The sequence below is a fragment of the Nocardioides hankookensis genome (genome assembly GCF_042658885.1).
GTDB lineage: Bacteria > Actinomycetota > Actinomycetes > Propionibacteriales > Nocardioidaceae > Nocardioides > Nocardioides hankookensis.
The window spans coordinates 95,808-115,510 of sequence record NZ_JBHSRJ010000003.1 but is presented as its reverse complement, the minus strand read 5'-3'; the positions used below and the strand labels follow the sequence as shown (position 1 = coordinate 115,510).

Sequence of the window (19,703 nt, the reverse complement as noted above, 5' to 3'; positions counted from 1 at the left end):
GTACATGATCGACACCTACGCACCCGACCCCAACACCGGATCCAGGGAGGACCCATGACCCCCGAAGAGCCCCTCAACGACGACGAGATGACCACCGGCCCGGGCGGCGACGTACCGACGGGTGGCGGCGACGCCGACGGCACCGACGGTGACGGCACGGACGGCGACGCGACCGACACCACGGACGGCGACGGCTCCGACGGCGACGGCACGGACGGCGACTCGTCCGACGGTGACGGCACCGACGGCGACGGCACCGACGGCGACGGCTCCGACAGCGACGGCACCGACTCCTGAGAGACCTCCCCTTGAACCACGGGGCTCTCGACCTGCTGAGCGGTGACGCCCGGACCTTCCTGGAGAAGGTCTGGGCGTCCCGCGTGCACCTGCACCGCACCGACCCGGCCGACCTCGTCGGCCTGCTCTCCCTCGACGACGCCGACCACCTGCTGACCTCGACCGCGATCCGCACACCCGCGATCCGGGTCGCCAAGGACGGCAGCGTGCTGCCGGAGTCGTCGTACACCCGCAGCGCGACGCTCGCGGGCAAGCCCGTGACCGGGCTCGTCGACGCCCGCAAGGCGCTCGACCTCTTCGACGGCGGCGCCACGATCGTCTTCCAGGGCCTCCAGCGCTACTGGCAGCCGCTGACCGACCTGGTCGCCGAGCTGGAGCTGGAGCTCGGCCACCCCTGCCAGGCCAACGCCTACCTGACGCCGCCGGGCGCGCAGGGCTTCGCCGTCCACTCCGACACCCACGACGTCTTCGTCTTCCAGACGGCCGGCTCCAAGCAGTGGGAGGTCCACGGACCCGACGGCCCGGAGGAGGTGCTGCTGGAGCCGGGGCTCTCGATGTACCTGCCCACCGGCACCCCGCACGCCGCCCGCGCCCAGGAGACCGTCTCCCTCCACGTGACGCTCGGCATCAACCAGCTCACCTGGCGCGGCCTCGTCGAGCGCAGCGTGAAGCCGGTGCTCGCCGAGGTGCCCGACGACCATCTGCCGGCCGGCTACCTCGACGAACCCGGTCAGCTCGCCGACGCGCTCGCCGACCGGCTCGAGGCGCTCGCCGACGCCGTACGACGCGTCGACGCGCCCGCCGCGGTGGAGGCCGAGATCGGACGGTTCCTGACCTCGCGCCCGCCGCGGCTCGCCGGTGGCCTGCGCGACGTGCTCGGTCGTGAGGCGATCGACGCGACCACCCGGCTGCGTCGCCGCCCTGGCCACCCCTGCGTGCTGCTCGACCGCGGCGACCGGCTCGAGGTGCTGCTCGGCGACCGGACCATGACGGCGCCGGCCCGGATCCGCGGCGCCCTCGAGGAGGTCCGCGCCCGCGGCGAGCTGACCCCGGCCGACCTGCCGCTGGACCCGGAGAGCAACCTGGTGCTGTGCCGACGACTGATCCGCGAGGGCCTGCTGGAGATCGCGTGAACCCGTCCGGACCGGGGTTCCGCTGCGCCGCCGCCAGCCTGCTGCGCGACGAGTCGGTCCTCGGCACGGCCACCCATGTCCGTACCTGGCTGCTCCTCGAGCACGTCGGCCCGTGGGGCGACAAGGCGCTGCGCGACGCGCGCCTCCCCGACGGACTGGGCGCCGAGCTGCAGCGCCGGGCTGCTGAGCACAAGGCCAAGATCCTGCTGATCCGCCGCTTCAGCTCGACGCCCGACGGTGACGGGCTGCGCGTCTTCGCGGCGTACGCCGACCCCGCGCGCCCGCGCCTCGAGGCCGGCCGGCTCTCCGACCCGCGCGAGGTGCTCGACGTCGACCTGGGCTCGCTGCGCGCAGGCGGGTCCAGCGGGCTCACGGCGTACGACGGCTCGGTCTTCTGCGTCTGCACCAACGGGCGCCACGACGCCTGCTGCGCCGAGCGTGGCCGGCCGGTGGCGAAGGCGCTCGACAGCGCGCACCCGGAGGAGACCTGGGAGGTGTCGCACGTCGGCGGCGACCGGTTCGCCGCCAACATGGTGGTGCTCCCGCACGGGCTCTACTACGGGCGCCTCGACCCGGTGGCCGCGATCTCCGTGGCCGGCTCGCACCTCTCGGGCCAGCTCGACCTCGACCACCTGCGGGGTCGGTCGTCGCAGCCGATGGCGGTGCAGGCCGCCGAGATCTTCCTGCGCCGCGAGCTCGGTGAGACCCGCGAGGACGCGGTCGTCCTGGTCGGGCGGACCGCCGGCGGCGCCGCCTTCGACGTGGCCGGTGCGACGTACGACGTGCAGGTGCGCACCGTCCGCGACACCACCGCGCGCCTCACCTGCAAGGCCGGCCGCGACAACCCCGTGCCCGCGCACGAGCTGGTGTCGGTCAGCCGCCGTTCCTGACGCCGGCCAGCACGCCGGAGCCGCCGTCCCAGGCGCCGGTGAGGACCGCGTCGACGTCGAGCTCCTCACCGACCCGGCGGACGACGACGGTCTCGAGGTCGGCGGGCACCTCGGTGCCGAGCGCACCGGTACCGGCGACGGCGACGCTGGGCTCGCGCGTCTCGCGCTCGCCGTCGACCTCGAAGTACTCCTCCGCGCCGACGCCGCCGGTGAGCACCGTCGTCGCCAGGGTCGAGCGCCACACCGGGTCGGCGGGCGCGTCGTAGACCCAGCGCGTGCCGAGCGCCGAGTGCTCCGTCGTGCCGACCAGCGCCGCGTCGGCGCCGTCGAGCGGCGCCGAGCGGTAGGTCAGCGGGACGTGCAGCACGGTGCCGTCGTCGCTGCGCACCAGGATGCCCTCCAGGCCGACCTCGCCCTCCGGGTCGTCGAGGCGGTAGCTGCCGAACGGCTTCAGCCCGCTCAGCCCCTCCGCCCACGGCTGGCCCGGCAGCCAGGCGGCGAGCAGCTCGGACTTCGACGGGGTCAGCGACGCGTGGTGGAGAAGGGCCATGGTCCGACCCTAGACCGCGCCCCCGACGTGCAGACTGGGGTGATGGCCGTCACCCCGGACCTCGCAGACCTCGCCCCGCTCGTCGCCGCCCTGCCCGACGGAGCCGTCGTCACGGATGCCGAGCGGATGGACAAGTACCGCTGGGACCGGGCGCTCGACCCGGCCGCAGGTGCGCCGCTCGCGGTGGTCCGCGCGACGTCGACCGCTGACGTGCAGGCCGCCGTACGCTTCGCCGCCGAGCACGGCATCGGCGTCGTGCCACGCGGTGCCGGCACCGGGCTGTCCGGCGGGGCGACCGCGCAGGACGGCTGTCTCGTGGTCTCGACCGAGCGGATGACCTCGATCGAGATCGACCCGACCACGCGCACGGCCGTCGTCGAGCCGGGCGCGCTCAACGCGGCGGTGAAGCAGGCCGCCGCGGCGCACGAGCTCTGGTACCCGCCCGACCCCTCGTCGTACGAGATCTGCTCGATCGGTGGCAACGTCGCCACCAACGCCGGCGGCCTGTGCTGCGTGAAGTACGGCGTCACCACCGACTACGTCCTCGGCCTCACCGTCGTGCTCGCCGACGGCACCGCTGTCGAGCTCGGCGGGCCGCGGCTCAAGGACGTGGCGGGGCTGTCGCTCACCAAGCTCTTCGTCGGCAGCGAGGGGACGCTGGGGATCATCACCCGGGTCGTGCTCCGGCTGGTGCCGGCGCTGCGCGCGCCGTCGACGCTGGTGGCGACCTTCGGGTCGCTCGACGCCGCGACCGCCGCCGTCCTCGACCTGACCCGTCGCCTGCGGCCGTCGATGCTCGAGCTCATGGACCGTACGTCGATCAACGCCGTCGAGGACCTGACCCGGATGGGCCTCGACCGCGGCGCCGAGGCGATGCTGGTCATGCAGTCCGACGAGCCGGGCGCCCGGGCCGCGGAGGAGATCGCCGAGATGGCGAAGGTCTGCGACGGCAACGGCGCGGCCGAGGTCTTCCACACCGACGACCCCGAGGAGGGCGCGGCGTTCGTCGCGGCCCGCCGGATGGTGATCCCGGCGATGGAGCCGCACGGCTCGCTGCTGCTCGAGGACGTCGGCGTACCCCTGCCCCAGCTGGGCGCCCTGGTCCGCGGCATCGAGCGGATCGCCGCCGAGCGCGAGGTGCTGATCGCCGTCGTCGCCCACGCCGGCGACGGCAACACGCACCCGCTGATCGTCTTCGACCCCGCCGATGCCGACCAGGCCGCCCGCGCGACCGCGGCGTACGCCGACGTGATGGACCTCGGCATCGCCCTCGGTGGCACCATCACCGGCGAGCACGGCGTCGGCCGCCTCAAGCGGCCGTGGCTCGCCGACTACCTCGGCCCCGACGCCCTCGCCCTCAACGAGCGCATCAAGCACGCCCTCGACCCCCACGGCATCCTCAACCCCGGCGCGGTGTTCGACGTCGGTGGTTGAGGTGCGAGCGCAGCGAGCCTCGAAACCACCGTCGAGTACTCGGAGGTTTCGAGGCTCAGGCGCCAGGGCGCCTTCGCACCTCAACCACCGAGCATCGCGAGGACGTGCTTGTTGAGGTCCGGGTAGCGCATCAGGTGGGCGCCGCCGTTGATGTCGAGCACCTCGCCCGTGACCCACTGTGCGTTGGCGAGGTAGAGCGCGGCCTCGGCGATCTCGTCGGGCGTGCCGGAGCGGCCCAGGGGAGTGTTGGCGAGGTAGTCGTCCTCGATGCCCGCGATGTCCATGGCCGGCTGCGTCAGCGGCGTGACGACCAGGCCGGGCGCGATCGCGTTGACGCGGAAGCCGCGCGACCCGAGCTCGAGTGCAGTCACCTCGGTGAGCATCGAGAGGCCCGCCTTCGCGGCGCAGTACGGCGCGAGGCCCGCGCCCGGCTGCCGGGCGTTGAGCGAGGACAGCGAGATGATCGAGCCGCCTGCCGAGAGCCGCTGGCCCGCGTGCTTCATCACGATGAACGCCCCGGTCAGGCAGACGTCCACGACGCGGCGCCACTCCTCGACGGCGAGGTCGGTGACCAGGCCGAGCGTCGAGACGCCGGCGCTGTTGATGACCGTGTCGAGGCGTCCGTGCGCCGAGACCACGCCGTCCAGGAAGGCGGCGACCGTGGCCTCGTCGGTCACGTCGACCGTCGGCAGGTCCGCGATCTCGACCCGCCACCCCTCCGCCGTGAACCGGGCGGCGATGGCCGCCCCGATGCCCGACGCTCCACCGAAGACGACCGCCACGCGGTCGGACTGCTCGCCCATGTCTCTCCCTCTGGATTAGTTGACGCGTGTCAACTTAGGGCCTAGCGTCCCCTGCGTGCTACCCACCACGGCGGTCATCGGTGCAGGCATCAGCGGGCTCACGGCCAGCAAGATGCTCAACGACTACGGCGTCCCGTACACCACCTTCGAGTCCTCGGACCGGGTCGGTGGCAACTGGGCCTTCGGCAACCCCAACGGGCACAGCAGCGCCTACCGGTCGTTGCACATCGACACGTCCAAGCACCAGCTGTCGTTCCGGGACTTCCCGATGCCCGACGACTACCCGGACTTCCCGCACCACACCCAGATCAAGGACTACCTCGACGCGTACGCCGACGCGTTCGGCCTGCGGGAGCACATCGAGTTCCGCAACGGCGTGGTCAGCGCCAAGCGGCTCGACGGCGGCGGCTGGGAGATCCTCGACCAGGCCGGCGCTACCCGCCGCTTCGACCTGCTGGTGGTCGGCAACGGGCACCACTGGGACCCGCGGATGGCCGACTTCCCGGGCGAGTTCACCGGCGAGACGATCCACTCGCACCACTACATCGACCCGTGGACGCCGCTGCACCTGATGGACAAGCGGATCCTGGTCGTCGGCCTCGGCAACAGCGCCGCCGACATCACCGTCGAGCTCTCGCAGCGGGCACTGCGCAACGAGGTCACCCTGTCGACGCGCAGCAGCGCGTGGATCGTCCCCAAGCTGGTCGGTGGCAAGGCCGCCGACATGAACTACCGGACCATCCCGCAGCTCCCGCTGTCCTGGCAGCGCAAGGCCGCCCAGTGGGGCCAGCGGTTCACCTACTCCGACCCGACGCTCTACGGCCTGCCGGCGCCCAACCACAAGTTCTTCGAGGCGCACCCGACCCAGTCCGGCGAGCTGCCGCTGCGGCTGAAGTCCGGCGACGTCACGCCCCAGGGCAACGTCGCGCGGCTCGACGGCGAGACCGTGCACTTCGAGGACGGCACGTCGTCCGACTTCGACGTGATCATCTACGCCACCGGCTACAACCTGACGTTCCCGTTCTTCGACCCGGAGTTCCTCAGCGCCCCGGAGAACAAGATCGACCTCTACAAGCGGATCATCAAGCCGGGCATCGACGACCTGCTCTTCGTCGGGTTCGCCCAATCGACGCCGACCCTCTTCCCGTTCGTCGAGAGCCAGGCGCGGCTGATCGCGGCGTACGCCGTGGGTGAGTACGTGCCGCCCTCGATCGCCGAGATGCACGAGACGATCAAGGCCGACGACCACCTCTACATGGGCCACATGCTCGACCGGCCGCGGCACACCCACCAGCTCGACTACTTCGTCTACGAGCACCAGATGCGCACCAAGGAGCTCCCGGCCGGCCGCAAGCGCGCCCGCGCCCAGGGCGCACCTGTGCTGGCGGGGCGCGCGTGATGGCGCCGGGGGCGACCAAGGGCGACGAGCGGCGTACGGCGCTGCTCGAGGCGCTCGACGCCTACCTCCAGACCCACACCCTCGACGCGATCAACATCGCGGACATCTCGCGGCGCGCGGGGGTGACCCGCTCGGCCTTCTACTTCTACTTCGAGAACAAGGCGGCAGCGGTCGGCGCCCTGATGGACGAGATGTACGACCAGGGCTGGGACGCCGCCGACCTGCTCGGCGGCGACGAGGTCATGCAGGAGCGCGTCACGACCGCGATCCGCACGATCTTCCGCGGCTGGGGCGACCGCATCCACCTCTACCGCGCGATGCTCGAGGCGCGCGCGACCAGCTCCGCCGTACGCGACCAGTGGGACGCCTACCAGGCGTCCTTCATCACCGTCGTCACCGCGGTCATCGAGGGGGAGCGGACCGCCGGGCGCGCGCCCGACGGACCCGACGCGCACGCCGTCGCGACCGCCCTGCTCGACCTCAACGCCCAGACGCTCGGCCGACTGGTGCACGCGCCGGCGGACTTCGACTGGGACCGGCACCTCGAGGCGGTCGTCCACGTCTGGCTGACCAGCATCTACGGGAGGACCGCATGAAGGCCGATCCGATCACCTTCGTCTCGGGTGGGGTGGAGTGCGCCGCCTCGCACTTCACCGGTCAGGGCGACGCCCTCGCGACCGAGGCCGGCCGCCCGGTCGTCGTGATGGCGCACGGGCTCGCGGGCACGGTCGACTCGGGACTGGTGCCTTTTGCCGAGGCGCTCGCCGCCGCCGGCCTGGACGTCTTCGCCTTCGACTACCGCGGCTTCGGCCTGTCCGGCGGCTCGCCCCGGCAGACGGTCTCGATGGTCGGCCAGCTGGAGGACTACCGCGCGGCCATGTCGGCCGCCGCCAAGCTGCCCGGCGTCGACCCGCAGCGACTGGTGCTCTGGGGCACGTCGCTCGCCGGCGGCCACGTCATCTCCGCCGCGGCCGGTCGCTCCGACGTCGCCGCGGTCGTGGCCCTGACCCCGCTGGTCGACGGCCTCGCCGCGGGCCGGCACGCGCTGGCCACGCACACCAAGGCCGAGATGCTTCGCTCGACCGTTGCGGGCTTCCGCAGCAAGCTCGGTGCGCCGGTCATGATGCCGGTCGTCGCGCCTCCCGGTCGGCTCGGCGCGATGACGATCGAGGGGTCGATGGACGACTACCTCGCCATCGCCGGTCCCAGCTGGGTGAACGAGATCGACGCGACGGTCGGCATGGAGCTCGGCGGGCACCGCCCGATCAAGAGCGCCGGCGACATCGGCTGTCCCGCGCTCTTCCAGGTCGCCGACTTCGACCGCAGCGCCCCGCCGCACTCCTCCATGAAGGCCGCCTTCGCCGCCCGCGCCGAGGTCCGCCACTACCCCGGCGACCACTTCGACGTGTACGCCGGCAAGCCCTGCCACGACGCCGTCGTCGCCCATCAGGTCGCCTTCCTGACGCGGGTGCTGGGGTAGCTCTCCCAGGGATACCCGGTTGACCGGGTATCCCTGAACTTCTCGGCCTTTGCAAACACCGAGAAGTTCACGAAGTGCCCGAGGAGTCGGACGCCGCCGACACTATTGACGCCCATTCAATAGCGGGCGTACCGTCGCCAGGGTGACGATCCTGGATGACGTGGACCAGCTGACCACCGAGCGGATGCGCCGGATGAGTCCCGGCAACCAGGGCAAGCTGCCGCCGGTCGACCTGACGGGGCTGCCGCCGGGCCCGAAGTGGCCGGTGCTGCTCCAGACGGCCGGGCTGCTGCGCTTCCGGCACTGGTTCCACCCGCACCTGCGCAAGAAGTACGGCGACGTCTTCACCGTCCGGCTCGCCCCCGGCGGCCGGCCGCTGGTGTTCTTCACCCGGCCCGAGCACGCGAAGGAGATCTTCGCTGGCGACCCCGAGGTCTTCCACGCGGGCAAGGCCAACGGCATCCTCGGCCCGATCATGGGCGAGCACTCGCTGCTGCTCCAGGACAGCTCGGAGCACAAGCGGGCCCGCAAGCTGCTGATGCCGGCGTTCAACGGGCACGCGCTGCGCGAGTACCAGTCGCTCGTCACCGAGGTCGCCCGCGACGAGGTCGCCACGTGGCGCCCGGGCGAGGAGTTCCGCTCGCTCGACCGGATGAACCGGCTCACCCTCGAGGTGATCCTGCGCGTCGTCTTCGGCGTCACCGACGAGTCCCGGCTCGCGCAGCTGCGCCCGTGCGTCAATGCCGTCGTCAACATCAGCCCCGCGATCCTGCTCGGCTGGGGCTACCCGAAGCTCCAGAAGTACGGCCCCTGGAAGCGCACCGTCGACAACCAGCGCCTGCTCGACCAGCTGATGTACGCCGAGATCCGCGAGCGCCGTACGGCCTCCGACCTCGCCGAGCGCTCCGACGTGCTCTCCAAGCTGATCGTCCAGGGCGAGGACGGCGACGCGCTGAGCGACACCGAGCTGCGCGACCAGCTCGTCACCCTCCTGCTCGCCGGCCACGAGACGACCGCGACCGCCCTGGCCTGGGCGCTGTTCGAGGTGGGCCGGAGCCCCGAGCTGCTGGCGCGCTGCCGGCAGGCCGCGGCCGAGGGCGACGACGACTACCTCGACGCGGTGATGAAGGAGTCGATGCGCCTCCACCCGGTCATTCCGATGGTGGTCCGCACCCTCATGCAGCCCGCGACCATCGCCGGCTACGACCTGCCGAAGGGCACCACGGTCGGGCCGTCGATCATCATCGCCCACCAGCGCGAGGACAACCACGAGGACCCGGACGCCTTCCGCCCCGAGCGATTCCTCGGCCACAACCCGCCCACCAACACCTGGATCCCCTTCGGCGGCGGCGTCCGCCGCTGCATCGGCGCCGGCTTCGCCCTGATGGAGGGCGTCGCCGTGCTCCGCGAGGTGTTCGCGGCGTACGACGTCAGTGCTGTCGGCGACGACGAGCCCAAGGTCCGCAACATCACCAGCGTGCCGCGCAACGGAGCCAGGATCCGCGTCACCCGATAAACGATTCGTCCACGACCGTGGACGTGAGGGACGATCCTCCCTTGTGATCGACCGTCTCCGAGCCCTGCGCATGGACACCACGCCGCTGCGTGCGTCCCGCGACTTCCGGCTGCTCTTCCTCGCCGGGTCGGTCTTCTACTTCGGCGCGATGGTCAGCTATGTCGCCATCCCGTTCCAGGTCTACAAGCTCACCGGCTCCAACTTCGCCGTCGGCGCGATCGGCCTGGTCGAGCTCGCCCCGATCGTCGTCTTCGGCCTGTACGGCGGCGCGCTGGCCGACCACGTCGACCGCCGCAAGCTGCTGATCGGCACCGGCCTCGGGCAGGCGGTCTTCACCGCGGTCCTGGCCGCGAACGCCTTCCGCGACGACCCCGACGTCTGGGTGATCTTCGCGGTCTCCGTCGCCCTCGCGTCCTGCTCCGCGCTGCAGCGGCCGTCGCGTGAGGCGCTGCTGCCGCGCACCGTCACCCACGACCAGCTGCCCGCCGCCAACGCGCTCTCGTCGTTCGGCATCCAGATCGGCCTGCTCGCCGGTCCGGCCGTCGGCGGCCTGCTGGCGGCGTACGTCGGCATCGGCTGGTGCTTCGTCATCGACGCCTGCGCGCTGGTGATCGCGTCGTACCTCTACCTGCTGATGCGCTCCTACCCGCACCGCGAGCAGACGACCCCGCCGAGCCTGGCCGGGATCAAGGAGGGCATGGTCTACGCGTTCCGGCGGCGCGACCTGCTCGGCACCTACTTCGTCGACATCGTCGCGATGATGTTCGCCGCGCCCGTCGTGCTCTTCCCCGCGATCGCGGACCAGGTCTTCGGCCAGCCCCAGCTGCTCGGCATGCTCTACACGTCCGAGGTGGTCGGCGCGATGGCCGCGACCGCGCTGAGCGGATGGACCGCCCGCGTGCACCACCACGGCCGCGCGATCGTGCTCGCGGCCGCCGGCTTCGGTGCGATGGTGGCGCTGGCCGGCCTGATGCCGAACATCTGGCTGGTCGCGCTCTTCCTCGCCCTCGCCTGCGGCTTCGACATGATCTCCGGCATCTTCCGCTCGACCGTGTGGAGCCAGACGATCCCCGAGTCGATGCGCGGTCGCCTCGCCGGCATCGAGATGCTCTCCTACTCCGTCGGCCCGCTCGCCGGCCAGGTCCGCGGCGGCGTCACCGCCGACCTCTGGTCCGTCCGCGGAGCCGTCGTCTCCGGCGGCCTCGCCTGCGTCGCCGGCGTCGGCATCACCGCCGCCTGGCTGCGCGACTTCTGGACCTACGACGCCCGCACCGACGAGCACGCGATCGCCGAGCGCGCCGTACGCCAGGCGGCCGGCGAGGGCTGAGCGGCCTCGTCATTGGCGGTGGAATGCTCCTACCGGTGGTGTCGATCGACCGGGCGGTGAGCAGGCAACCACATCCGCCCGGAATCGGACGGCATTCGGTTGCTGGCGCACCGGCGCCGTATCGCGCACACGGCCGCTTCGTCGTAGAACTGCGGACCTAAGCGCTCTGCCTCGAGTGCGGCCGCGCTCACTGCCCGGTCCCTGCGGGGCATCAGTCCACACTTCTACGAGAAGCCGCTGCATCCTGGGCGGACTGACGCACACACGCGGCACCCTCTGACAGCTGGGCGGTCGGGAGCAAGGGCGCCGTACGCCAGGCGGCCGGGAGAAGGTCGCGCGGTCAGGGCCGCCGGAGCCGCCGCGCGAGGTACGGCGCGGTCGCGCTCCCCTCGGCCCTCGCGACCTCGGCGGGGGTACCCGTCGCGACCACCTGGCCGCCCGCGTCGCCGCCGCCCGGCCCGAGATCGATGACCCAGTCGGCGGTGGCGATCGCGTCGAGGTCGTGCTCGACGAGGACCACCGTGTTGCCGGCGTCGACGAGCCGGTGCAGCTGGCGCAGCAGGAGCGCGGTGTCCGCCGGGTGCAGCCCCGAGGTCGGCTCGTCGAGCAGGTAGAGCGTGTGGCCGCGCCGGGCCCGTTGGAGCTCGGTGGCGAGCTTGATGCGCTGCGCCTCGCCGCCGCTCAGCTCGGTCGCCGGCTGCCCCAGGCCGAGGTAGCCGAGCCCGACGTCGCGCAGCGTCTGGAGGCTCCGCGCCGCCGCCGGCACGTCGGCGAGGAAGTCGGCGGCGTCGTCGACGGACAGGTCGAGGACCTCGGCGATGTTGCGGCCGCGGTAGGTGATCTCGAGGGTCTCCGCGTTGTAGCGCGCGCCTTGGCAGGTCGGGCACGGGGCGTAGGTGCCGGGCAGGAACAGCAGCTCGACGGCGACGAACCCCTCGCCCTGGCAGGTCTCGCACCGGCCCTCGGCGACGTTGAAGGAGAACCGCCCGACGCCGTACCCCCGCGACTGCGCCTCGTCGGTGGCGGCGTAGAGCTTGCGGACGGAGTCGAAGAGCCCGGTGTACGTCGCGAGGTTGGATCGCGGCGTGCGGCCGATCGGCCGCTGGTCGACGAGCACCAGCCGGTCGAAGGACTCGGCGGCGACCGGGTCCTCAGCGAGCACCTGGCTGACCAGCGTCGACTTGCCGGAGCCGGAGACCCCGGTCGCGGCCGTCAGTACGCAGAGGGGGACGTCGACCGCGAGGTCCTGCAGGTTGTGGCGGGAGACCCCGCGCAGCCCGAGCCACCCCTGAGGCGTGCGTACCTCGTGCTCCAGCCGCTCCGCGCGACCGAAGAGGTGGGCGCTGGTCGCCGACTCGGCCACGTCCTCGAGCCCCGCCACCGGGCCGCTGTAGAGCACCCGCCCGCCGGCCTCGCCGGCGCCGGGACCGATGTCGACGACCCAGTCGGCGCGGCGTACGACGTCGAGGTCGTGCTCCACGACGAAGAGCGAGTTGCCGGACGCCTTGAGCCGGTCCAGCACGTCGAGCAGCGGCGCCGCGTCGGCCGGGTGCAGGCCGGCGGAGGGCTCGTCGAGGACGTAGACGACGCCGAAGAGGCCCGAGCGCAGCTGGGTCGCGATCCGCAGCCGCTGGGTCTCGCCGGGCGACAGCGTCGTCGAGCTCCGCCCGAGGCTGAGGTAGCCGAGGCCCAGGTCGAGGAGCACCCCCACGCGCGCGACCAGGTCGGCGCAGATGCGGACGGCGACCTCGTTGTCCTCGTCGGGGCTCTCGGCGACCGGTCGCAGCAGCTCGACGACCTCGGTGAAGGGGAGCTCGTTGACCTCGGCGATCGAGTGACCCGCGAAGCGCACCGCGAGCGCCTCCGGCCGCAGCCCGCTGCCGTGGCACTCGGGGCACGGCGCGTCCTCGACGAACCGCAGCGCCCGCTCGCGCATCCGCTCGCTCTTGGAGTCGGCCAGCACGTGCATGACGTGCTTGCGGGCGCTCCAGAACTTCCCGTAGTAGCCGTAGTCGATGCGGTCCCGCTCGGGCTGGATGAGGACGGAGGGCTGCTCGTCGGTGAAGAGCAGCCAGTCCCGGTCCTTCTTGCGGAGCTTGCGCCAGGGCCGGTCGATGTCGATGCCGAGGCCGGTGACGATGCTGCGCAGGTTGGCGCCCTGCCACGCTCCCGGCCACGCCGCGATGGCGCCGTCGCGGATGCTGAGCGACGGGTCGGGGACGAGCAGCTCCTCGGTCACGTCGTGCACGACCCCGAGTCCGTGGCAGCGGGGGCAGGCGCCGGCGACGGTGTTCGGCGAGAACGCCTCGGCCGCGAGGTGCTCCGCACCGCGGGGGTAGTCGCCGGCCCGGGAGTAGAGGATCCGCAGCAGGTTGGAGAGCGTGGTGATGGTGCCCACCGACGACCGGGAGGTCGCCGCGCCGCGGCGCTGCTGCAGGGCCACCGCCGGCGGCAGCCCGGTGATCTCCTGGACGTGGGGAGCCCCGACCTGCTGGAGCAGCCGGCGTGCGTACGGCGCGACCGACTCGAAGTAGCGACGCTGCGCCTCGGCGTACAGCGTGCCGAACGCCAACGACGACTTGCCCGAACCGGACACGCCGGTGAACGCGACCATCGCGTCGCGCGGGATGTCGACGTCCACGCTGCGGAGATTGTGCTCGCTGGCGCCGCGGACGCGGACGAAGTGGTCGGTCGCGTCAGTGGTCACGCCCGCCCCGTACCCAGCCGGGCGGGATGGCAACGTGATCAGGCACCCACGCCGAGCGCCGCAGCCAGCCCTTCGGGGTCGGCGACCGTGAGGGTCGCCCCGGGGTGCCGTACGACGCCGGTGGTGTCGATGGCGGTCACCGGCTCGGCGAACTCCAGGCAGAGCGCCCGATCCCCGTTGCTGGCCATCGTCACGCCGCGGTCGCTCAACGACAGGTGTGCGGGTCCGGCGGTCCTGACGAAGCCGAAGCCGCCGGTGACCTGCGCGCCGACGACGTTGGCACGCGGGGTCAGCAGCTTCCACGGCCCGTAGCGGACGTAGAGCCAGTGCGGGCCGACCTCCACCGACGTCGACGCCGGACTGACGCCGAACGGCCGGGCGGCCGCGGCGTACGCCGGCGCGAAGGCGAACTCGAACTCGCGGACCACCTCGGTGGTCGAGACCGGCTCGGCCACCCCGGGGCCGGGCGAGGGGTCGGCGACCAGGCGGCGCAGTGCGGCGCGCGCGAGTGGTCGGTAGGCCTGCGCGGGAACGGCCGCCGGACCGTGCACCTGCAGGATCGCTCGGCTGCCGCCACCCGAGGTCGGCAGCACGCAGTGGCGCATCCGCACCCGTGCCGGGCCGACCGCCACCTCCCACGACCAGGCCCGCTGGTCGGCGTCGACCTCGACGACCTCGTAGTCGACGGCGAGCGGGCCTGGCCCGTGCACCCGGCCGGTCCCGCCCACCCGCAGCTCGGCGTCGGCGGACTCCACGTCCCGGATCTGCGGGGCCCACGACGGCCACTGCGACGGGCTGGTGAACCGCGCCCAGACGGTGTCGGGATGCGCGGGCCCCGAGGCTTCGACCAACATCTCCCGAGCCTGTCAGGGTCCTCCAACCGCGTAGGCCCGACGAGTCCGGCGCCTTGGCTCGTGAGCGACACTGGCGGTGTGCGACTGCACCACCGCTGGGACGACGAGGACGACCGTCCCGAACCCGACCTGCAGGATCCTGCGACAGCCGCGGCGTTGAACCGGGCGGCTCGCGACGTGCGCACCGTCAAGCTGGTCCACCTGGCCCTGGTCGCTCTCGGGGTGGTCGTGCTCGCGGTGGCGCTGCTGCTCGCGGTGGTCTGATCCGCCTCAGGCGCTGGGCTGCCGCTCGCCGACCGGAACCTCATCGTCGACCCGGTTCCCCGCTGGCGCCAGCGGGCAGGCCCAGGCGGGGTCGTAGGCGCAGGACGGGGCGTAGGCGAAGTTGAGGTCGACGACGAGGCGGTCGGGGGTGCCGCCGAGGTCGGCGCCCTTGATGGTGTCGAGGAGGTAGCGGCCGCCGCCGTAGCTGCCGCCGGGTCGGCCGCTGCTGCCGTCGCGGAGGGGGAGGAAGAGGCCGCCGCCGTACGACGTGAGCCGCCAGAGGTCGAGGGTGCCGAGGCCGGGGAGGGTGACGGTGCCGAGGCGCTCGAAGGGGACGACGCCGTCGGTGCCGGTCTGCACCTCCCACGGGGTCGGGTCCGCGGGCTCGACGGGGACCTCGAAGCGCCAGGCGGGGTCGTACGGCGCGACGTCCAGCCCGGTGAACGATGCCCGGTCATCGGGCAGGAGCGGGCTCGCGGGGTGGTGGGCGAAGAGGTCGTCGCGGCCCTGGCGCCAGAGCGCGTGACCGTCGGCCGGCGAGGCGGCGGCGCGCACCTCGGCGTACAGCGCGAAGACGCGGCGGCGCCAGTCGATCACGTCCACGGAGGTGGCGGCGCTCATCCGGCGGCCTGGTAGGGCAGCTCGATGCCGTTGTTCTCGACGTGCTCGCTGGTGGTGACGTCGAGGCGCGGGTCGTTGGCGATCTCGAAGACGGTGTCGACGGAGACCGGCAGGTCGACCTTGCGCGGATCGCGGTGGATGCGGGGGCCGTTGAAGGTGACGAGGACCGTCTGGCCGTCGCTCTTCGGGACCAGGACGAACACCCCGCCCGGATCCTCCTCGGGGTCGTCGAGGTTCCAGCGCAGCGTGCCGTCCGGCGTCTCCGCGCAGCCCTGCGTGTACATCCCGACCGTGGCGTCGCAGTCGAGCAGGTCCGGCACCCGGAGCGTCCCGAGGGTGACGGTGACGGAGTCGCCGGGGTAGTTCTTGGTCGGGTGGTAGCGCAGGTCCACGGCCACCGCGTCGTCGGCGAACGCGTCGAACCAGTCGAGCTCGTCCACGCCGGCGACATCGGGCCGGCCGACGTGGTCGGCGGCGACGTACGCCAGGCCGGGCGCGGTGATGGGGACGTCGCCGGCGGACCCGGTCGAGTCGTCGTCGGAGTCGCAACCGGCGATCAGCACAGCCAGCGCGGCCAGCACGGCGACCCGGGCGATCATCGGTCGTCCAGCATCCGGGCGAGGAAGCGACGGGTCCGCTCCTCCTGCGGATCGGTGAGCACCTCGGTGCCGCCGCGCTCGGCGACGACGCCGCCGTCGAGGAAGAGCACCTGGTCGGCGACGTCCTGGGCGAAGCGGACCTCGTGGGTGACGATGACGAGCGTCCAGTTCTCGGCGGCCAGGTCGCGGATGACGGCGAGCACCTCGCCGACGAGCTCGGGGTCGAGGGCCGACGTCGGCTCGTCGAGCAGCAGCACCTCGGGTCGCAGGGCCAGCGCACGGGCGATGCCGACGCGCTGCTGCTGCCCGCCGGAGAGCTCGCCCGGGTAGGCGTCCTCACGGCCGGCGAGACCCACCTGCTCGAGCAACATCCGGGCGTCGGCCGTGGCCTCCTCGACCGGGCGGCCCTGCACCTGCACCGGCCCCTCGACCAGGTTGCCGAGCACGGTCTTGTGCGGGAAGAGGTGGTGCGACTGGAAGACCATGCCGCTGCGTGCGCGCAGCGCCTTGACCGCGCGGCGGTACGCCGCCTTGCCGGTCGGCGGCGACCCGAAGTCGATCGAGGCGTCGGCGATCCGGACCAGGCCGGCGTCCGGCGTCTCCAGCACGTTCATCGAGCGGAGGATGGTGGTCTTGCCCGAGCCGGACGGCCCGAGCAGCACCGACACGGTGCCGGACTCGGCGGTGAAGTCGACGCCCTGGAGCACCACGGTGTCGCCGAACGACTTGGTCAGCCCGCTGACCTCGATCAGGTCGCTCATGTGGCATACCTGCTCAGTCGTCGCTCGAGTGGACCCTGCGCCAGGCTGACGAGGTAGCAGACCACCCAGAAGTACAGGGCCGCCATCACGAAGAGCGGGAGGTACTCCGTGGTCGCGGCCGCCGTCACCTGCGCCTCCCGGAAGAGCTCGGGCACCAGCACCAGCGACGCCAGCGCGGTGTCCTTGATCAGCGACAGCAGCGTGTTGCCCAGCGGCGGTACGGCGATCCGCGCCGCCTGCGGCAGGATGATCCGCCGCATCGACTGCCCGTAGTCCATGCCGATCACGGTCGCCGCCTCGTACTGCCCGCGCGGCACCGACAGGATCGCCGCGCGCACGACCTCCGCGGCGTACCCGCCCACGTTGAGGCTGAGCGCGAGGATCGCCGCGGGATAGGGATCGAGGTCGACGCCGATCGCCGGCAGGCCGAAGAAGACGATGAAGAGCTGCACCAGCAGCGGGGTGCCGCGGATGATCGAGATGTACGCGCGGGCGATCCAGTCGAGGACCTTGATCGACGACAGGCGGGCCAGCGCCGCGGCGATCGCGAGCGCCAGGCCGATGATGAAGCTGACGATCGTCAGCGGGATGTTGCCCTTCACCAGCCCGACGAACATCGGCCAGGCGGTGTCCTGGACGACCTCCCACGTGGTCCGCGAGTCCGAGGCCTTCACGTCGACGTCCTTCGAGCCGCCCTTCACGGTGACGTCGGCGCCGAAGTAGTCGTCGGAGATCTTGGCGAGCGTCCCGTCGTCGGTGAGCTTCTTGATCGCGGCGTCGGCCTCCTGCTGCAGCTGGGGGTCGCTCTTGCGGAACGCCAGTGCCTGCTCGAGGATCTCGTCGCCGGCGTCACCTGCGATCTTCACCTGGTCGGTCCCCGACGTCGCGAGGTAGTCGAGCACCGCGATGTTGTCGTTGACGATCGCGTCGACCCGGCCCTGGATCAGCAGCTCGACGCCAGGGCCGAAGTCCTGCACGTACTGGACCTTCGCGCCGGCGTCCTTGGCGACCTGTGCCCAGTTGCTGCTGGCGGTCTGCGCCGTCGTACGCCCCTTGAGGTCGTCGAGCGAGGTGATGTCGTCGGTGTCCTTCGCGGTGACGATCACACCGTGCGAGTAGGTGTAGGGCGTGCTGAAGAGGTAGCGCGCCTTGCGCTCCGGGTTGATCGTCACCTGGTTGGCGATGACGTCGATGCGCTTGGAGTCGAGCGCGGGGAAGAGCGAGTCGAACGGCGCCTCGACGAACTCGACCTTCCAGCCCGCCGCCTCACCGACCGCCTTCATCACCTCGATGTCGAAGCCGGTCAGCTCGTTGGTGTCCGGGTCGCGGTAGCTGAAGGGCGGGTAGACGCCCTCCGTCCCGACCTTGATCACCCGTTCCTCGTCCGCGTGCGCGGCGGTCGGTACGCCGAGCACCACGGCGCAGGCCAGCACCGCCAGGGTGAGGAGCGCGCGGATCCGGGGGAGGGGCACCTGCCCTTCCTACCCCACTGCGCCAGGACTGAACGTGTGTGTCAGGACCCGGTCGGGCACTGGACGGGGGTGACCCGTCCCCATGTGCTCGCCCTCGTCCAAGCCGGTGGCGCCGGCGGGCGGATGGACGTCCTGACCCGGGAGCGGGCGAAGCCGTCGCTGCCGTTCGCCGGTGTCTACCAGCTGGTCGACTTCCCGCTCTCCAACCTCGCCAACAGCGGGATCACCGACATCTGGCTCTCGGTGCAGTTCCAGGGCGCCTCCCTGGGTGAGGGGGTGTCGAACGGCCGACCCTGGGACCTCGACCGCAACCGCGGCGGACTCCGGCTGCTGATGCCGCAGGAGGGCACCGGCGGGACCGACGAGGAGGGGTTCGCGCAGGGCAACGCCGACGAGCTCTACCGGTTCCGCGACCAGGTCGCGGCCGACGGCCCCACCGAGCTCGTGGTGCTCAGCGCCGACCACGTCTACCGCTTCGACGTGATGGCGGCGGTCGAGACCCACCGACGTACGGCCGCGGAGTGCACGATCGTCACGACCGAGATCCCGGTCGAGGAGGCTGGCGACCACGCGACCGTGGCCGCCGACGACGACGGCCGGGTGACCGACTTCGCCTACAAGCCCGACGACCCGGCCACCGGGACCGTGGCCACCGAGATCTTCGTCTACGACCCGGACGTCCTGGTGCCGCTGCTCGAGGAGCTGCACCGCGAGCTGGGCGCCGAGGCGCCCGCCGGCGACAGCGGCCTGGGCGACTACGGCGAGCACCTGGTGCCGCGGCTGGTCGAGCGCGGTCGCACCTTCGTCCACGCGATGCCCGGCTACTGGAAGGACCTCGGCCAGCCGCACAAGTACGTCGCGGCGCACCACGACGTCCTCACCGACGACCTCGACGTCCTGAACGACCCCGACTGGCCGATCCTCAGCCACCAGCAGCAGCGCGCTGCCGCTCGGGTCCTCGACGGCGCCAGTGTCGTCGACAGCCTGCTCAGCCCGGGGTCTCGCGTGGCCGGCACCGTGACCCGCAGCGTGATCGGGCCCGGCGTCGTGGTCGAGGAGCGCGCGGTCGTCCGCGACAGCGTCGTCTTCCGCGACACGCGCATCGAGTCGGGGGCGAGGGTCAGCTGGACGGTCGTCGACCAGGACTGCGTGGTCGGCGCCGGTGCGGTCGTCGGGTCGCCGGACGCCGACCCCGACGACTCCGACGCGATCACGCTGGTCGGGCTGCGGTCCACGGTGGGGCCGGACGTGCGCGTCGAGGCGGGCGCCCGGCTGGAGCCCGGGACCACCGCGTGAGCCGTCCGCCCGAGCCCACTCCCGACGGCCGCTACCTGGTGATCGACGGTCGCCGGTGGCGGGCGAGTGACCCGGCGATCCCCGACCAGCGGCGCGCGGAGCTGACCCGGGCCCTGATGGCGTGGCGCCGGGAGGTACGGCGTACGAAGGGATCGGCCGAGGAGCAGAGGTCTCGCGCCGGGGTGCAGGCGGCCAAGGTCGCGCTCGGCGAGCGCGGCACCCCGTGGTGGGACCAGCCCGACCGCGAGCGCGAGCTCCGGTGGAGCGCCGACGTACCGCTGCCGGACGGGGACTGAGCCG

General features: G+C 72.3%; 20 protein-coding genes. 12 read left to right on the top strand and 8 right to left on the bottom strand.

The annotated features are described in order from the left end of the window. Positions 1–54: 54 nt before the first annotated feature. Genes ACFPYL_RS05745 through ACFPYL_RS05735 form a run of 3 tightly spaced genes read left to right on the top strand, consistent with a single transcriptional unit; the run spans position 55 to position 2,320 of the window. Positions 55–297: a hypothetical protein gene (locus ACFPYL_RS05745; protein ID WP_379151509.1), complete on the top strand. Its 243-nt coding sequence runs from the start codon at positions 55–57 to the stop codon at positions 295–297. Between the two features lie 11 nt (positions 298–308). Further along, complete coding sequence (locus tag ACFPYL_RS05740; RefSeq protein WP_379151506.1) at positions 309–1,430, top strand: cupin domain-containing protein; 1,122 nt, start codon at positions 309–311, stop codon at positions 1,428–1,430. Next, positions 1,427–2,320, top strand: a complete 894-nt coding sequence (locus ACFPYL_RS05735) for a sucrase ferredoxin (protein ID WP_379151503.1) — start codon at positions 1,427–1,429, stop codon at positions 2,318–2,320. Before ACFPYL_RS05740 ends, ACFPYL_RS05735 begins: the two co-directional genes overlap by 4 nt. On the opposite strand, the gene ACFPYL_RS05730 is transcribed toward ACFPYL_RS05735, so the two are convergent. Further along, a complete protein-coding gene (locus ACFPYL_RS05730; RefSeq protein ID WP_379151501.1) occupies positions 2,304–2,870 on the bottom strand; it encodes a CG0192-related protein in 567 nt (188 codons plus the stop codon). The genes ACFPYL_RS05735 and ACFPYL_RS05730 overlap by 17 nt on opposite strands. 42 nt (positions 2,871–2,912) lie before the next feature. On the opposite strand from ACFPYL_RS05730, the gene ACFPYL_RS05725 reads away from it, so the two are divergent. Further along, positions 2,913–4,304 carry an FAD-binding oxidoreductase gene (locus ACFPYL_RS05725; RefSeq protein WP_379151499.1) on the top strand — a complete coding sequence of 464 codons (1,392 nt, stop codon included), beginning with the start codon at positions 2,913–2,915 and terminating at the stop codon, positions 4,302–4,304. 80 nt (positions 4,305–4,384) lie between these two features. Here the strand turns inward: ACFPYL_RS05725 and ACFPYL_RS05720 are convergent, their stop codons facing one another. After that, positions 4,385–5,107 carry an SDR family NAD(P)-dependent oxidoreductase gene (locus ACFPYL_RS05720; protein WP_379151496.1) on the bottom strand — a complete coding sequence of 241 codons (723 nt, stop codon included), beginning with the start codon at positions 5,105–5,107 and terminating at the stop codon, positions 4,385–4,387. Between the two features lie 55 nt (positions 5,108–5,162). Between ACFPYL_RS05720 and ACFPYL_RS05715 the strand changes: the two genes are divergently transcribed. From ACFPYL_RS05715 to ACFPYL_RS05695, 5 genes are all read left to right on the top strand, one after another. Beyond that, on the top strand, positions 5,163–6,506 hold the full coding sequence (locus ACFPYL_RS05715) for a flavin-containing monooxygenase (RefSeq protein WP_379151493.1): 1,344 nt from the start codon (positions 5,163–5,165) through the stop codon (positions 6,504–6,506). Then, positions 6,506–7,102 carry a TetR/AcrR family transcriptional regulator gene (locus tag ACFPYL_RS05710; RefSeq protein WP_379151490.1) on the top strand — a complete coding sequence of 199 codons (597 nt, stop codon included), beginning with the start codon at positions 6,506–6,508 and terminating at the stop codon, positions 7,100–7,102. The genes ACFPYL_RS05715 and ACFPYL_RS05710 overlap by 1 nt, the downstream gene beginning before the upstream one ends. Then, positions 7,099–7,986 carry an alpha/beta hydrolase gene (locus ACFPYL_RS05705; RefSeq protein WP_379151487.1) on the top strand — a complete coding sequence of 296 codons (888 nt, stop codon included), beginning with the start codon at positions 7,099–7,101 and terminating at the stop codon, positions 7,984–7,986. The genes ACFPYL_RS05710 and ACFPYL_RS05705 overlap by 4 nt, the downstream gene beginning before the upstream one ends. A 142-nt stretch (positions 7,987–8,128) precedes the next feature. After that, positions 8,129–9,502, top strand: a complete 1,374-nt coding sequence (locus ACFPYL_RS05700; protein ID WP_379151485.1) for a cytochrome P450 — start codon at positions 8,129–8,131, stop codon at positions 9,500–9,502. Between the two features lie 43 nt (positions 9,503–9,545). After that, positions 9,546–10,829: an MFS transporter gene (locus ACFPYL_RS05695; RefSeq protein WP_379151482.1), complete on the top strand. Its 1,284-nt coding sequence runs from the start codon at positions 9,546–9,548 to the stop codon at positions 10,827–10,829. 340 nt (positions 10,830–11,169) lie between these two features. On the opposite strand, the gene ACFPYL_RS05690 is transcribed toward ACFPYL_RS05695, so the two are convergent. After that, a complete protein-coding gene (locus tag ACFPYL_RS05690; protein WP_449289703.1) occupies positions 11,170–13,536 on the bottom strand; it encodes an ATP-binding cassette domain-containing protein in 2,367 nt (788 codons plus the stop codon). A gap of 38 nt (positions 13,537–13,574) precedes the next feature. Next, positions 13,575–14,390, bottom strand: coding sequence for an SRPBCC family protein (locus ACFPYL_RS05685; protein WP_379151477.1), 816 nt, complete (start codon positions 14,388–14,390; stop codon positions 13,575–13,577). Between the two features lie 78 nt (positions 14,391–14,468). On the opposite strand from ACFPYL_RS05685, the gene ACFPYL_RS05680 reads away from it, so the two are divergent. After that, on the top strand, positions 14,469–14,654 hold the full coding sequence (locus ACFPYL_RS05680) for a hypothetical protein (RefSeq protein ID WP_379151474.1): 186 nt from the start codon (positions 14,469–14,471) through the stop codon (positions 14,652–14,654). A gap of 6 nt (positions 14,655–14,660) precedes the next feature. Here the strand turns inward: ACFPYL_RS05680 and ACFPYL_RS05675 are convergent, their stop codons facing one another. Genes ACFPYL_RS05675 through ACFPYL_RS05660 form a run of 4 tightly spaced genes read right to left on the bottom strand, consistent with a single transcriptional unit; the run spans position 14,661 to position 18,107 of the window. Continuing rightward, positions 14,661–15,275, bottom strand: coding sequence for a DUF1684 domain-containing protein (locus ACFPYL_RS05675; RefSeq protein WP_379151471.1), 615 nt, complete (start codon positions 15,273–15,275; stop codon positions 14,661–14,663). Next, positions 15,272–15,874, bottom strand: coding sequence for a hypothetical protein (locus ACFPYL_RS05670; RefSeq protein ID WP_379151469.1), 603 nt, complete (start codon positions 15,872–15,874; stop codon positions 15,272–15,274). Before ACFPYL_RS05670 ends, ACFPYL_RS05675 begins: the two co-directional genes overlap by 4 nt. Further along, positions 15,871–16,635: an amino acid ABC transporter ATP-binding protein gene (locus ACFPYL_RS05665; RefSeq protein ID WP_379151466.1), complete on the bottom strand. Its 765-nt coding sequence runs from the start codon at positions 16,633–16,635 to the stop codon at positions 15,871–15,873. The genes ACFPYL_RS05670 and ACFPYL_RS05665 overlap by 4 nt, the downstream gene beginning before the upstream one ends. Then, the gene (locus ACFPYL_RS05660) at positions 16,632–18,107 is read right to left on the bottom strand and encodes an ABC transporter substrate-binding protein/permease (RefSeq protein ID WP_379151463.1); all 1,476 of its coding nucleotides are present in this window, start codon (positions 18,105–18,107) and stop codon (positions 16,632–16,634) included. The genes ACFPYL_RS05665 and ACFPYL_RS05660 overlap by 4 nt, the downstream gene beginning before the upstream one ends. A 69-nt stretch (positions 18,108–18,176) precedes the next feature. Here ACFPYL_RS05660 and ACFPYL_RS05655 point away from each other — a divergent pair, with 69 nt between their 5' ends. Continuing rightward, complete coding sequence (locus ACFPYL_RS05655; protein ID WP_379151460.1) at positions 18,177–19,403, top strand: glucose-1-phosphate adenylyltransferase family protein; 1,227 nt, start codon at positions 18,177–18,179, stop codon at positions 19,401–19,403. After that, positions 19,400–19,699, top strand: a complete 300-nt coding sequence (locus tag ACFPYL_RS05650) for a hypothetical protein (protein WP_379151457.1) — start codon at positions 19,400–19,402, stop codon at positions 19,697–19,699. The genes ACFPYL_RS05655 and ACFPYL_RS05650 overlap by 4 nt, the downstream gene beginning before the upstream one ends. Positions 19,700–19,703: the final 4 nt, after the last annotated feature.

Excerpts from the sequence above, each read along its gene's own strand:
- ACFPYL_RS05745 (WP_379151509.1), top strand. The coding sequence starts at position 55 with ATGACCCCCGAAGAGCCCCTCAACGACGACGAGATGACCACCGGCCCG.
- ACFPYL_RS05730 (WP_379151501.1), bottom strand. The coding sequence starts at position 2,870 with ATGGCCCTTCTCCACCACGCGTCGCTGACCCCGTCGAAGTCCGAGCTG.
- ACFPYL_RS05725 (WP_379151499.1), top strand. The coding sequence starts at position 2,913 with ATGGCCGTCACCCCGGACCTCGCAGACCTCGCCCCGCTCGTCGCCGCC.
- ACFPYL_RS05720 (WP_379151496.1), bottom strand. The coding sequence starts at position 5,107 with ATGGGCGAGCAGTCCGACCGCGTGGCGGTCGTCTTCGGTGGAGCGTCG.
- ACFPYL_RS05710 (WP_379151490.1), top strand. The coding sequence starts at position 6,506 with ATGGCGCCGGGGGCGACCAAGGGCGACGAGCGGCGTACGGCGCTGCTC.
- ACFPYL_RS05705 (WP_379151487.1), top strand. The coding sequence starts at position 7,099 with ATGAAGGCCGATCCGATCACCTTCGTCTCGGGTGGGGTGGAGTGCGCC.
- ACFPYL_RS05685 (WP_379151477.1), bottom strand. The coding sequence starts at position 14,390 with ATGTTGGTCGAAGCCTCGGGGCCCGCGCATCCCGACACCGTCTGGGCG.
- ACFPYL_RS05675 (WP_379151471.1), bottom strand. The coding sequence starts at position 15,275 with ATGAGCGCCGCCACCTCCGTGGACGTGATCGACTGGCGCCGCCGCGTC.
- ACFPYL_RS05670 (WP_379151469.1), bottom strand. The coding sequence starts at position 15,874 with ATGATCGCCCGGGTCGCCGTGCTGGCCGCGCTGGCTGTGCTGATCGCC.
- ACFPYL_RS05665 (WP_379151466.1), bottom strand. The coding sequence starts at position 16,635 with ATGAGCGACCTGATCGAGGTCAGCGGGCTGACCAAGTCGTTCGGCGAC.